The organism is Streptomyces sp. MA5143a (assembly GCF_900290235.1).
Taxonomy (GTDB): Bacteria; Actinomycetota; Actinomycetes; order Streptomycetales; family Streptomycetaceae; genus Streptomyces.
Genome location: NZ_OLMK01000028.1, coordinates 67,753 through 81,212, shown reverse-complemented (window position 1 = coordinate 81,212; position 13,460 = coordinate 67,753). Strand labels below are relative to the sequence as shown.

General features: G+C 72.3%; 11 protein-coding genes. 8 read left to right on the top strand and 3 right to left on the bottom strand.

Going from position 1 to position 13,460, the window contains the following annotated elements; translation table 11 throughout:
* The first annotated feature begins 67 nt into the window (after nt 1-67).
* The 3 genes from SMA5143A_RS14000 (at nt 68) to nudC (ending at nt 6,084) form a co-directional block, all read left to right on the top strand.
* Nucleotides 68-3,622, top strand: coding sequence for an ATP-dependent DNA helicase (locus SMA5143A_RS14000; protein ID WP_107463241.1), 3,555 nt, complete (start codon nt 68-70; stop codon nt 3,620-3,622).
* Nucleotides 3,623-3,632: 10 nt separating this feature from the next.
* Complete coding sequence (locus SMA5143A_RS13995) at nt 3,633-5,036, top strand: dipeptidase (protein ID WP_107463240.1); 1,404 nt, start codon at nt 3,633-3,635, stop codon at nt 5,034-5,036.
* A 100-nt stretch (nt 5,037-5,136) separates the two neighbouring features.
* On the top strand, nt 5,137-6,084 hold the full coding sequence (gene nudC / locus SMA5143A_RS13990; RefSeq protein WP_181361842.1) for an NAD(+) diphosphatase: 948 nt from the start codon (nt 5,137-5,139) through the stop codon (nt 6,082-6,084).
* Between the two features lie 29 nt (nt 6,085-6,113).
* Here nudC and SMA5143A_RS13985 read toward each other — a convergent pair whose 3' ends face one another.
* Nucleotides 6,114-6,356 (bottom strand): mycoredoxin, encoded by a 243-nt coding sequence (locus SMA5143A_RS13985; protein WP_055519018.1) that lies wholly within the window; start codon nt 6,354-6,356, stop codon nt 6,114-6,116.
* 245 nt (nt 6,357-6,601) lie between these two features.
* Between SMA5143A_RS13985 and SMA5143A_RS13980 the strand changes: the two genes are divergently transcribed.
* The 5 genes from SMA5143A_RS13980 to SMA5143A_RS13960 all read left to right on the top strand — a co-directional run bounded on the left by SMA5143A_RS13980 (nt 6,602) and on the right by SMA5143A_RS13960 (nt 10,544).
* Nucleotides 6,602-8,827: an ATP-dependent DNA helicase UvrD2 gene (locus SMA5143A_RS13980; protein ID WP_107463239.1), complete on the top strand. Its 2,226-nt coding sequence runs from the start codon at nt 6,602-6,604 to the stop codon at nt 8,825-8,827.
* A gap of 163 nt (nt 8,828-8,990) precedes the next feature.
* Nucleotides 8,991-9,314: a hypothetical protein gene (locus SMA5143A_RS13975; RefSeq protein ID WP_079049870.1), complete on the top strand. Its 324-nt coding sequence runs from the start codon at nt 8,991-8,993 to the stop codon at nt 9,312-9,314.
* Nucleotides 9,315-9,489: 175 nt separating this feature from the next.
* On the top strand, nt 9,490-9,858 hold the full coding sequence (locus SMA5143A_RS13970; protein WP_055538974.1) for a WhiB family transcriptional regulator: 369 nt from the start codon (nt 9,490-9,492) through the stop codon (nt 9,856-9,858).
* Nucleotides 9,855-10,178, top strand: a complete 324-nt coding sequence (locus tag SMA5143A_RS13965; protein ID WP_099967375.1) for a hypothetical protein — start codon at nt 9,855-9,857, stop codon at nt 10,176-10,178. The genes SMA5143A_RS13970 and SMA5143A_RS13965 overlap by 4 nt, the downstream gene beginning before the upstream one ends.
* 156 nt (nt 10,179-10,334) lie before the next feature.
* Nucleotides 10,335-10,544 (top strand): hypothetical protein, encoded by a 210-nt coding sequence (locus tag SMA5143A_RS13960; RefSeq protein WP_099967376.1) that lies wholly within the window; start codon nt 10,335-10,337, stop codon nt 10,542-10,544.
* An 88-nt stretch (nt 10,545-10,632) separates the two neighbouring features.
* Here the strand turns inward: SMA5143A_RS13960 and SMA5143A_RS13955 are convergent, their stop codons facing one another.
* Together SMA5143A_RS13955 and SMA5143A_RS13950 are read right to left on the bottom strand one after the other, a co-directional pair.
* The gene (locus tag SMA5143A_RS13955; RefSeq protein WP_107463238.1) at nt 10,633-11,985 is read right to left on the bottom strand and encodes an ABC1 kinase family protein; all 1,353 of its coding nucleotides are present in this window, start codon (nt 11,983-11,985) and stop codon (nt 10,633-10,635) included.
* Nucleotides 11,978-13,243: a TOMM precursor leader peptide-binding protein gene (locus SMA5143A_RS13950; RefSeq protein ID WP_107463364.1), complete on the bottom strand. Its 1,266-nt coding sequence runs from the start codon at nt 13,241-13,243 to the stop codon at nt 11,978-11,980. Before SMA5143A_RS13950 ends, SMA5143A_RS13955 begins: the two co-directional genes overlap by 8 nt.
* Nucleotides 13,244-13,460: the final 217 nt, after the last annotated feature.

Genomic DNA, 13,460 nt, shown 5'->3' with positions numbered 1-13,460 from the left:
AGTGCTTGTCCGCACCCGGACGGTGATCCGGCGTCCGCTGTCAGTGGCCGCCGCTAGCCTTCCTGGGGTGTCCGCCCGTATCACTGACCCCGAGCAGCTCAAGGAGCTCCTGGGCATCCCGTTCACCCCGGAGCAGACGGCCTGCATCATCGCGCCGCCCGCCCCGCAGGTGATCGTGGCCGGAGCCGGCTCGGGCAAGACCACGGTGATGGCCGCGCGCGTGGTGTGGCTGGTCGGCACCGGACAGGTCGCCCCCGAACAGGTGCTCGGTCTGACCTTCACCAACAAGGCGGCCGGCGAACTCGCCGAGCGGGTGCGCAAGGCCCTGGTGAAGGCGGGCATCACCGACCCCGACGTGATCGACCCCGACAACCCCCCGGGCGAGCCCGTCATCTCCACGTACCACGCCTTCGCGGGCCGGCTCCTCACCGATCACGGGCTGCGCATCGGACTGGAGCCCACCTCCCGCCTCCTCGCCGACGCCACCCGCTACCAGCTCGCCGCGCGCGTGCTCCGCGAGTCCCCGGGCCCCTACCCGGCGCTCACCCGCTCCTTCCCCGACCTCGTCAGCGACCTCCTCGCGCTCGACTCCGAACTCGCCGAGCACCTCGTACGCCCCGAGGACCTCCGCGCGTACGACGCCGAGCTGCTGCGCGACCTGGAGAGCGCCAAGCTCTCCAACGCGGACCTCCGCAAGGTCCCCGAGGCGGCCGCCGCCCGCCGGGAACTCGCGGAGCTGGTCGGCCGCTACCGAGCCGCCAAGCGCCAACGGGACCTCCTCGACTTCGGCGACCAGATCGCCCTGTCGGCCGGTCTCGGCCGGCTGCCCGAGGTCGGCCGCCTGCTGCGGGACGAGTTCCGGGTGGTCCTCCTCGACGAGTACCAGGACACCTCCGTCGCGCAACGCGTCCTGCTCGCGGGCCTGTTCGGCGGCGGCACCGGTCACCCGGTGACCGCCGTGGGCGACCCCTGCCAGGCCATCTACGGCTGGCGGGGTGCCTCCGTCGCCAACCTCGACGACTTCCCCGAGCACTTCGCCCACTCCGACGGCCGCCCCGCGACCCGCCAGGCGCTCAGCGAGAACCGTCGCAGCGGCGGACGCCTCCTCGACCTCGCCAACGGCCTCGCCGAGCCCCTGCGCGCCATGCACGCGGGCGTGGAGGCCCTCAGGCCCGCCCCGGGAGCCGAGCGCGACGGCCTGGTCCGCTGTGCGCTGCTGCCGACCCACGCCGAGGAACTCGACTGGATCGCCGACTCGATCGCCCACCTCGTACGCACCGGCAAGGAACCGGGCGAGATCGCGGTCCTGTGCCGTACGGCCACCGACTTCGCCGACATCCAGGGCGCGCTCGTCGCCCGTGACATCCCGGTCGAGGTCGTCGGTCTCTCCGGGCTGCTCCACCTCCCCGAGGTGGCCGACCTCGTCGCCGTCTGCGAGGTCCTCCAGGACCCCGGCGCCAACGCCTCCCTGGTCCGCCTGCTCACCGGCCCGCGCTGGCGCATCGGCCCCCGCGACCTCGCCCTCCTGGGACGCCGGGCCAGGCTTCTCGTGTCGCACGCGCGCGTGGGCGCCGACGACGATCCGGACCGCCGGCTCGCCGCGGCCGTCGAGGGCGTCGACCCGGCCGAGGTGATCTCGCTGGCCGACGCGCTCGACACGTTTCTCGAACTGCCCCTCGAAGCCGAGAGCGAGGACGACGGGCTGCCCTTCTCGCCGGACGCGCGCGTGCGGTTCGCCCGCCTCGCCGCCGAACTGCGCGATCTGCGCCGCTCGCTCGCCGACCCGCTCATGGACGTCCTCCACCGGGTGCTCGCCGTCACGGGCCTCGAAGTCGAGCTCTCCGCCTCGCCGCACGCCCTCGCCGCCCGTCGCCGCGAGACCCTCTCCAACTTCCTCGACATCGCCGCCTCCTTCGCCGCCAACAGCGAGGGCGAGGCCACCCTGCTGGCCTTCCTCGGCTTCCTGCGTACGGCCGCCCAGTACGAGAAGGGCCTCGACAACGCCCTCCCGGGCGGCGAGAACACCGTCAAGGTGCTCACCGCCCACAAGTCCAAGGGGCTGGAGTGGGACGTCGTCGCCGTTCCCGGCCTCGTCACCGGGACCTTCCCCAGCACCCAGGGCCGCGAGAAGTGGACCGCGCAGGGCAGGGTCCTGCCGCACGAGCTGCGCGGCGACGCCGACACCCTCCCCGACGTGGAGGCCTGGGACTCACGCGGCCTGAAGGCCTTCCACGAGGCCATGAAGGACCACCAGCACACCGAGGAACTCCGCCTCGGCTATGTGACGTTCACCCGGCCCCGCTCCCTGCTCCTCGGCTCCGGCCACTGGTGGGGCCCCTCCCAGAAGCGCCCGCGCGGCCCGTCGGACTTCCTGACGGCCCTTCACGACCACTGCGCCGCCGGGTTCGGCGAGATCGAGGTCTGGGCCGACGCACCCGAGGAGGGCGCGGAGAACCCCGCCCTGCGTGAGGCGTCCGCCGACCACGCCTGGCCGCTCCCGCTGGACGGCACGGCCCTGGCCCGCCGCCGCGCGGCCGCCGAGACCGTCCTGACGCACCTGGAGCGTGCCTCGGCACCCGAGGACTCCCACCCGGACGGTGCGGACGACCCGTACGCCTACGAGGACCCGGACTGGCCGCCTCCACCGGACGACGAGCACCTGGACGACGACCACCCGAACCACCTCCCCGAGGACCGTCCGGGGGACGGGTTTCCCGAGGCGGACGCCGACGACTGGGACTCCTGGACCACCAACCGCCCCGCCGGGACCCCGTCCTCACCTCCTGGCCACGGCACGCGCATGCCCTCGGTGCCGCACGCCCGCAGACATCCCGCCGAGGACCACCTGACGCCCGAGGAGGCCCGCACCATCGCCTCCTGGGACCGCGATCTCGACGCCCTCACCGGAGAGCTCCTGCGCGCCCGCGCGAAGGTCACCGATGTGCCCCTCCCGGCCTCGCTGACCGCGTCGCAGCTGGTGCGCCTGGCCGCCGATCCCGACGGCTTCGCCCAGGGACTCGCGCGCCCCATGCCACGCCCCCCGCAGCCCGCCGCGCGCCGCGGCACCCGCTTCCACGCCTGGGTGGAGGCCCGCTTCGAAGAACTGCGGCTGCCCATGCTGGAGCCGGAGGACCTGCCCGGCAGCGAGGCCGAGATCGCCGACGAACGGGATCTGGAAGCACTGAAGGAAGCCTTCGAACGCACCCCCTACGCCCACCGCACGCCGTACCGCGTGGAGGCGCCCTTCCAGCTGGGGATCGCCGGACGCGTCGTGCGCGGCCGCATCGACGCCGTGTACCGGAACACCGACGGCGACGGGACGACGTCGTACGAGATCGTCGACTGGAAGACCAGCCGCGCCCGCACCGCCGACCCCCTCCAGCTCGCGCTGTACCGCCTCGCCTGGGCCGAGCAGCGGGGCGTGCCCCTGGAGTCCGTGGGGGCCGCGTTCCTGTACGTACGTACGGGTGACGTCGTACGACCGGAGAACCTGCCCGACCGGGCGGCGCTGGAACGGCTGCTCCTGGAGGAGCCGGGCACCGAGGCCCCCGCGTGGCCGGAGGAGGCCCCGGGGCCGTTCGGGGACGAACCGCCGGACGAGTACGCCGGTGCGGGCCGATAGTCTCGTGAGCATGAGCGAGACCCCGGACAGCGCCGTCCGTACGTACATCGAGAACCACCGTGCCGCCTTCCTCGACGACCTCGTGGAATGGCTGCGCATCCCGTCGGTGTCGGCGCAGCCCGAGCACGCGACGGACGTACGCCGCAGCGCCGACTGGCTGGCCGCCAAGCTCCGGGAGACCGGCTTCCCCGTCGCCGAGGTCTGGGAGACACCGGGCGCCCCCGCCGTCTTCGCCGAATGGCCCTCCGAGGACCCGGGCGCCCCCACCGTGCTGATCTACGGCCACCACGACGTGCAGCCCGCCGCCCGCGAGGACGGCTGGAACAGCGAGCCGTTCGAGCCCGTCATCCGGGGAAACCGCCTCCACGCGCGCGGGGCGGCCGACGACAAGGGGCAGGTGTTCTTCCACACACTCGGCGTCCGCGCCCACCTCGCCACCACCGGCCGCAGCACCCCCGCCGTTCACCTCAAGATGATCGTCGAGGGCGAGGAGGAGTCCGGCTCCCCGCACTTCCGGGCCCTCGTCGAGGAGCACGCCGAGCGACTCGCCGCCGACGCGGTAATCGTCTCCGACACCGGCATGTGGTCCGAGGACACCCCCACCGTGTGCACCGGCATGCGCGGCCTCGCCGAGTGCGAGATCCGGCTGTACGGCCCCGACCAGGACATCCACTCCGGTTCCTTCGGCGGCGCCGTCCCGAACCCGGCCACCGAGGTCGCCCGCCTCGTCGCCGCCCTGCACGACGAGCACGCGCGCGTGGCGATCCCCGGCTTCTACGACGGCATCGTCGAACTCACCGACCGGGAACGCGAGCTCTTCGCCGAACTGCCCTTCGACGAGGAGCGGTGGCTGCGCACGGCCAGGTCGACGGCGGCACACGGAGAAGCCGGACACACCACCCTGGAGCGCGTCTGGGCCCGTCCGACTGCCGAGGTCAACGGCATCGGCGGCGGCTACCAGGGCGCCGGCAGCAAGACGATCATCCCCTCCTCGGCGATGGTGAAGCTGTCCTTCCGGTTGGTCGCCGGCCAGGACCCGGACCACATCGCCAAGGCCGTCACCGCCTGGGCCGCCGAACGCGTCCCCGCCGGCATCCGCCACGAGATCACCTTCAGCGGGGCCACCCGCCCCTGCCTGACGCCGCTGGACCACCCGGCCCTGCGATCCCTGGTGCGCGCCATGGGCCGCGCCTTCCAGCAGCCGATCCGCTACACCCGCGAGGGCGGCTCGGGCCCCGCCGCCGACCTCCAGGAAGTCCTCGACGCACCCGTGCTCTTCCTGGGCATCTCCGTCCCCTCCGACGGCTGGCACGCCCCCGACGAGAAGGTCGAACTGGACCTGCTCCTCAAAGGTGTCGAGGTCGGCGCTCACCTCTGGAGCGAGCTGGCCGCCAGCTCCCGCGAGGCACCCTGAACAAGCCCCCACACCGCCCCCAGCGCACCCGCCCGCCGTACGCCCCGCCCGAACCGCCCGCCCGAACCCGACCGTTCCACCGGGGGAGTTGGAAGCACCCGTGACTGCCTGGACCGACCACACCGCCGATCGACCCATCGCGCTCACCGCCCCGAGCGGCATCGACCGGGCGGCCCACCACCGCCTCGACGAGGCCTGGCTCGCGGCGGCCTGGAGCCACCCCACCACCCGCTGCTTCGTGGTCTCCGGCGGTCAGGTCCTCATCGACGAGACGCCCGACGGCACCACCGAACTCGTCATGACCCCGTCCTTCGAGGCACCGCTCACCGAGGCGCACCGCTACTTCCTCGGCACCGACGCCGACGGTGTGAGCTACTTCGCACTACAGAAGGACTCGCTCCCCGGACGCATGGACCAGTCGGCCCGCCCGGCGGGCCTGCGTGAGGCGGGCATGCTGCTGTCGCCGCGCGACACCGGACTCATGGTGCACGCGGTCGGTCTGGAGAACTGGCAGCGCACCCACCGCTTCTGCTCCCGCTGCGGCGAACGCACGGTCATCGCGGCCGCCGGTCACATCCGTCGCTGCGCGGCCTGCGGCGCCGAGCACTACCCGCGGACCGACCCTGCGGTGATCATGGGCGTCACGGACGACGACGACCGCCTCCTCCTCGGCCGCCAGCTGCACTGGCCCGAGGGCCGCTTCTCGACCCTCGCGGGCTTCGTGGAGCCCGGTGAGTCCATCGAGCAGGCCGTGCGGCGGGAGGTCCACGAGGAGGTCGGCATCACCGTCGGCCAAGTCGAGTACATCGCCAGCCAGCCGTGGCCCTTCCCCTCCAGCCTCATGCTCGGCTTCATGGCCCGTGCCACCTCCACCGACATAGACGTGGACGGCGACGAGATCCACGAGGCGCGCTGGTTCTCCCGGGAAGAGCTGCGGGCCGCGTTCGAGTCCGGGGAGGTGCTGGCTCCCTACGGCATCTCGATCGCGGCCCGGCTGATCGAACTCTGGTACGGCAAGCCCCTGCCGACCCGGGGGCACACCGGCTAGGGGGTGCGACCGGGCGGGGGCTCGCGCGGCTACGCGCCTATCTTCTGCTTGACCTGCGCCAGCGAGGGGTTGGTGAGGGTCGAACCGTCCGGGAAGAGGACGGTGGGAACGGTCTGGTTCCCGCCGTTCGCCTTCTCCACGAACGCCGCGGACTCCGGGTCCTGCTCGATGTTGATCTCGGTGTACGTGATGCCCTCGCGGTCCATCTGGCTCTTCAGCCGACGGCAGTAGCCGCACCACGTGGTGCTGTACATCGTCACAGTGCCCGCCATGTCCCTGGCGCTCCTTCACGGTATGAGGGGTGCTCGTAGCAGTGAGTGGAACGTACGCGACGGGCCCGCCATTCCCCGCAGGAGGGTGGCGTCCACCACCACGCCCCACACCGGGCGCCTCACGTCGGTCGCCCCACACCGGGTGCCCGAGGCGCACGGGAGCGCCTGCCGCATTAGTACGACTGCGGGGGCCTGCCTGTGGACAACCTGCTCAGCCGTCTCCGGCGACCTGGCAGCATGGCCATGTGACAGCAGCAACGCACTCCACCCTCTTCCCGCGGGTCCCCGACTCGGCCGACGCGGTGCTCGAAGGGCTCGACCCCGAGCAGCGCGCGGTGGCCACCGCCCTGCACGGGCCGGTGTGCGTCCTGGCGGGAGCCGGCACGGGCAAGACCCGCGCCATCACCCACCGCATCGCCTACGGCGTGCGGGCGGGGATGCTCCAGCCCGCCAGCGTGCTCGCCGTCACCTTCACCGCCCGCGCCGCCGGAGAGATGCGCGGCCGCCTCCGCCAGCTCGGCGCCGCCGGTGTCCAGGCCCGCACCTTCCACTCCGCGGCCCTGCGCCAGCTCCAGTACTTCTGGCCGAAGGCCGTGGGCGGTGGGATGCCCAGGATCGTCGACCGCAAGATCCCCCTCGTCGCGGACGCGGCGGCCGCCTGCCGCATCCGTCTCGATCGCAACGAACTACGGGACGCCGCCGCCGAGATCGAGTGGTCCAAGGTCACCCAGACCGTCCCCGCCGACTACGCCGCCGCAACGGCCAAGCACGGCCGGGAGACCCCCCGCGACCCGGCCGAGATCGCCCAGATCTACTCCACCTACGAGGACCTCAAGCGCGAGCGCTCCGTCATCGACTTCGAGGACGTCCTCCTGCTCACCGTCGGCATCCTCCAGGACCGGCACGACATCGCCGAACAGGTCCGCTCCCAGTACCAGCACTTCGTGGTCGACGAGTACCAGGACGTCAGCCCCCTCCAGCAGCGCCTCCTGGAACTGTGGCTCGGCGACCGGGACGACCTGTGCGTCGTCGGCGACGCCAGCCAGACCATCTATTCGTTCACGGGCGCAACACCCGACCATCTGCTCGACTTCCGCCTCCGCCACCCCGGCGCCACCGTCGTCAAGCTCGTCCGCGACTACCGCTCCACCCCCCAGGTCGTCCACCTCGCCAACGGCCTCCTCGCCCAGGCCCGTGGCCGCGCCGCCGACCACCGCCTGGAGCTGATCTCGCAACGGCCCCCGGGCCCCGAACCCCGCTACACCGAGTACACGGACGAGCCCGCCGAGGCGGAGGGCGCCGCCCGCCGCATCCGCGACCTCATCGGCTCCGGGGTCCCGGCGAGCGAGATCGCCGTCCTGTTCCGCACGAACTCCCAGTCCGAGACCTACGAGCAGGCCCTCGCGGACGCGGGGGTGCCCTACCAGCTGCGCGGCGCCGAGCGCTTCTTCGACCGCCCCGAGGTGCGCAAGGCGGGATCCGCGCTGAGAGCCGCGGCCCGCTTCGGCGGCAACGACAGCCTCCTGGAAGACACCGTCGACCTCCCCTCACAGGTACGGGCCGTGCTGTCCGGCGAGGGCTGGACGGGAGAACCACCGGCCGGCTCCGGGGCGGTCCGGGAGCGCTGGGAGTCACTGGCCGCCCTGGTGAACCTGGCGCAGGACTTCGCCGCGGCCAGGCCGGACGCCACCCTCGGCGACCTCGTCGCGGAACTGGACGAGCGGGCCAACGCCCAGCACGCCCCGACCGTCCAGGGCGTCACCCTCGCCTCCCTGCACTCCGCGAAGGGCCTGGAGTGGGACGTCGTCTTCCTGGTCGGCGTCGCCGAGGGCATGATGCCGATCACCTACGCCCGAACGGACGAGCAGATCGAGGAGGAGAGACGACTCCTCTATGTGGGCGTCACCCGCGCCCGGCAGCAGCTCTCCGTCTCCTGGGCCCTGTCCCGCTCGCCCGGCAGCCGCCCTAACCGGCGCCCCAGCCGGTTCCTCGACGGTCTGCGCCCCGGCTCCACCGCCCCCGGGGGCCGCTCCGGCGCGACCGCCTCCGGCGGGGTGGAACAGGGCTCGGCGGGCCACCGCACGGCCGCCCTCGCGGTCGGCGGCGGCAGCGGACCGGTCGCGCGCCGTGCCGGTCGGACCCCGGCCCGCTGCCGGGTCTGCGGCCGCAGCCTGCGCGAGGCGGGCGAGATGAAGCTGATGCGCTGCGAGGACTGCCCCTCCGACATGGACGAGGGTCTCTACGAGCGGCTCCGGGAGTGGCGGGCCGTCCAGGCCCGGCGCAGCGGACAGCCCGACTTCTGCGTCTTCACCGACCGGACCCTGATGGCGATCGCGGAAGCGGGGCCGAGCACTCCGGTGGAACTGGGTCGCATCCCCGGCGTCATCGCCCGTAAGCTCCAGCGGTACGGCGCCGATGTTCTCGACATCTGCGCAGGTCGGGAGCCCCTGGCCGAGGACGAGCGCGACTGATACGAACTCGTCGAAAAAATAGTTTGCGCATGCCCCAGCAATCCCCATAGGTTCTTAGGCACGGGAACAGCGGCCTTCTCCAAGGCCCTGGTTTCGTGGTGTACTTCATATCCGTCGGATTGGCTCACGCCGATCCCGTAGACGCCGAGAGGAGGCGAGTCCAGTGATCAGCATCAACACCAGCTTCATCAGCCCGGTCAAAATGACCGATCGCTCGGCCGTCTCCACGTGCATGCTCGGCGTCTCGAACCTGGGCACCGGTCTGTCCGCCCTCCGTGGCGGCCGTCCGGCGTCCTCCGTGTCTCCTGCGGGCCTTCCCGTCCGTGAGCGCAATGAGCGACCGACCAAGGCACTGGAAGCAGCAGTAGAGGCACAGGCCCAGGCCTATGCCTTTGCGGCGGCCGGTGCCGGAATCCGGAAGCAGACGACGCAGCACCACCTGATGTGGGCCTTCCGTGGGCCTGAACCCTGGAGCGATCCAGCCTGATCGACGATCAGGCCGGCGCCTTCAGGGCCGCGGAACCCCATCCGGGATCCGCGGCCCTTCTGTTTGTCCCCGACCCGGGACTACAGAGCGAAGGGGCCTCGGGACAAGAAAAGAACCCGGTACCAGCCGCCACCCGGCCCACCAGGCCGGAACGACCAGACGAGGAAGACGAACCGTGCAACTCGAAGCGCACGCCCCGTCCGTACCGCCTTCCGAAACGATCCCCCCGCCCCGCCTCACGGAGGACTCCACCTTGACCCCGCTCACCGCGCTCACCGCGCTCGACGACGCCATCGAGAACCTGGGTGTACCCGTCCCCTGCCGCTCCTACGACCCGGAGGTCTTCTTCGCCGAGTCGCCGGCCGACGTCGAGTACGCCAAGTCCCTCTGCCGCACCTGCCCGCTGATGGAGGCATGCCTCGCCGGCGCCAAGGAGCGGCGTGAGCCCTGGGGCGTCTGGGGTGGCGAGCTCTTCGTCCAGGGTGTCGTCGTTGCCCGCAAGCGGCCTCGTGGTCGCCCGCGCAAGAACCCGGTCACGGCATGAACATCACCGGAACGATCGACCGCCCCCTCACGCACGACCCCAAGAAGCAGGCCCCGATGAAGCCGTCCACGAGCGAGCCCGCAGGCTCCGCGACCCCAGACTTCACCACCACCGGCGCGAACGCCTCGCGTCAGAACAGGACCCGAGAAATGCATCTCATGCCAGAAGCCCTGGCTCGTGCGCATATGCACGAGCGCCTGCACCAGGCCGAGCAGGAGCGCCGGGCCATGCGCCTGGCGGTCGCCCGCCGGATGCAGCGCCGGGCCGAGCGCGCCTCGATGCGCGCCCGCCGGGCGCTCGCCATGGCGGTCATGCAGTAGCCGCCACGCGGCCATCGGCATGAGCCGGCCGGAAACGGCACAGGCACCTCATCACCACCTCTGACGGTGGTTCCTCGCGGGGGCGGGTCCGAAGGGACCGGCCCCCGCGCTGCGTTGCGAACGCGGATCCGCCGGACACGGAGTTATCGTCGCCCCGTGACGAGTCTTTCCGGGGGCAACGACGACAGCGGCGCCGCCGCGACACCGCAGACCCTCGTGTGCGCCCGCTGCGGGGCCACCACCGAGGCTCCCCAACCTCTGTGGACGTGTTCCGTGGAGAACGGCCGACGGCACTACTTCTGCGAGACCTGCGCCCGGGAGAACCTTCGAGCGATCGAGGGCCGCCTGGACTCGGCCTGGTGGTGAGCCGGGAGCGGCGGGGTGGCGCGAGGCGGGCCGAGCCCGGCCGGGCGATATGGCCCCGCCGAGCCCGTGGGGTCGGCCGGCGGCCGGCTCACGCTCCCGTGGCCGACTCCGGCTCCTCGTCCGTCATGAAGCCCGGCAGCCACTCCTCCAGCTCGTCGCGCATACGGACGGTCGCTCCCAGCTGACACAACACACCGATGGTGCTCAGGGTGACCCGGTGGATGAGCAGATAGGACGGGGGCAGATTCAGCTGCTTGCCCAGCTGGTGGGCGGGGGAGCGCGGGTCGGCTATACGGGCGGCCTGGCTGCGCATCCAGCCTCGGGCGAAGGCGAACTCATCGGCCCGGGCCGGCTCGATGATGGGCAGCAGATAGTCGAGGACCGCGTCCGGGTCCAGGTCGATCGACTCCTTGACGAAGCCCTCCGCGCACAACATCTCGTAGACGGCCTCGGCCTCACCCTCGATGGTCAGACGCAGGGCGTCGCCGATCGGGGTGGGCAGGCCACCCGGCAGCCGGTCCACCGTGCCGAAGTCGAGGACACCGAGGCGCCAGCCGACCTTCTCGTCCGGCAGCAGACGGAAGTTCCCGGGGTGCGGGTCGGCGTGCAGGAGACCGGTGCGGGCCGGGCCCGAGAAGAGGAAGCGCGTCAGGAGCTGGCCCGCCCGGTCACGCTGCTCCTGGGAACCGTCGGTGATCACTTCCGAGAGGGGCGTGCCGTCCATCCACTCGGTCACGAGGACCTGGTCGCACTGGTGCACCACGGCCGGGACCACGACATCCGGGTCGTCGGCGAACTCCTCCGCGTGCGTCTGCTGGGCCTGCGCCTCCAGACCGTAGTCGAGCTCCTCGGAGACCCGGTCCCGTAGCTCCGCGATGAGGGGCTTGATGTCCATCCCCGGAATCAGCGGGCCCAGAAGGCGGGCGAACCGGCTGAGCTGCCCGAGGTCGGAGAGGAGGGCCTCGCCCGCGCCCGGATACTGCACCTTGACCGCGACCGCACGGCCGTCGTGCCACACCGCGCGGTGGACCTGCCCGATCGAGGCCGCCGCGGCCGGCTTGTCCTCGAACTCGAGGAACAGCTCCTGCCAGTCCTCACCGATCCGCTCCCGCAGCACGGAGTGCACCGTGCGGGTCGGCATCGGCGGAGCCGCGTCCTGGAGCTTCGTGAGCGCGGCGCGGTAGGGGCCCGCGACCTCCTCGGGGAGCGCCGACTCGAAGACGGACAGGGCCTGCCCGAACTTCATGGCGCCGCCCTTCAGCTCGCCCAGGACCTTGAACAGCTGCTCCGCGGTGCGCTGTTGCAGCTCACGGCCCACGAGCTCCGCCGACTCGCCGACGATCCGCTTGCCGAGGCCCCAGGTGGCCCGACCCGCGATGCCGAGCGGGAGCGCGGCGAGCTTGGCGGTCCGGGTGACCGCCTTCCGGGGAAGATCAGACATGCGCCCTCCAAGTCCCAGCCGGCCGTGCCGCGTACGCCTTGCGGGACAACCTCGTTGACCGCTGATGCCTCGCCATTGTCTCGCGCCGTTCCCCGTCTTTTGGGGTGTGTTCCCCGTTACCTTTCTCGCTCGATCCATTCTGCGCCGCCCCACAGGGGCAATCGGGATGCGACCAGACCGGGCGCGAGTGCCAGTCGAGCCCTGGTAGAGAGGCCTCCCAACGGGCACCCGCGCTCGACGGTGTCTGCCCGTCGAGGAAGGACAGCGCGTGCCCCGCCGCCAGCGCCGCGACCGTGGTGGCGAGCGTCAGGTCGCAGGCCTCGACCGGGCGAGGGCGGCCGGAGCGCCACTGCGCGACCAACCGCGGCCAGCTCTCGTCGCGGTCCGCGCGCCCCTGTTCCAGGCAGCCCGCGCAGCCCGTCTCACCGGGCAGGACCAGAGGGCCCACGACAGCGGTGCCCTCCACGACGCCGGCGTACAGATGGGGTGTCCCGGAGGCGATGAGCGGCTCGGCTGCGGTGGGGCCGGGGGCCTGGACGTCGACAGGGTCGCGTGGCGCGAGGATCACCAGGGAGAAGCCGGGCTCGTCGCGGAGACGGTTCGGCGGCAGGTCCTCGGCCGGGTCCGCGGGAGGCCGGGTTCCGCCGCGGCGCCGAGGCGGTCGGCCGGGGGCGGCGTGGCGAGCGGCCCGGCGCGCCGCGACGTCCCTGCGCTCACCGATCGACTCGACCGGCAGACCGCCCGGCGCCACATCCCACGGCTCGACCCGCCCGACGTCCCGCACATCGACCTCGCCGACCCCCGCTCCCGACAGCAGGGAGGCGAGCACCGCACCCACCCGGCCCGCGCCCCGTACCTGCACTCTCTGTGAGCGACGGGCGGCCAGGTGCCGCATGGCGTCGCCCGGGGCTGGGGTGATCAGGGAGAGCGTGGCGGCGTCGGGCCGCAGCCGGTCCAAGACCTCGGGCTTGCTCCGCAGGGCATCCGCCGCCGGGCCGCCTCCGGTGGCGTCGTCCAGCAGGCCGGAAGCGGCCAGCCGCTCCACCATCCCGTCCACATGACCGTCGGGCAGGCCCAGGGAACGTCCCTCCTCGCGCAGCAGCGGCAGCCCGCGCGTCCCGTCGAGGAGGTCGAGGAAGCCGCCCGTCGTCGTGTCCATCGGGCCCAGGACCAGGGCGTGCGCCGGTGCGAGACCGAACTGCACGGTGTTGAGATCCCGCCAACCGCGCCGGAGCGCGGGCTTCACCATCGGATGCATGATCGGCCCCCGTAGCCAGAAGAAGATCCCCATGAGTCGACGGGGCGAGTGCCCGGTCCGCCGACGAGTGCCAGCATGCACGGACCGCGACGATGCGTGTCGAGAGTTGTCCACAGACGACGCCGTTCGTCGTACAAATCAGGCGCTCGGAGTGCGGATCGATATCGAACCGTCCCGGAGGCGGGACTTCCCCCGTGTGCAGCGGGTAACGTCGGGG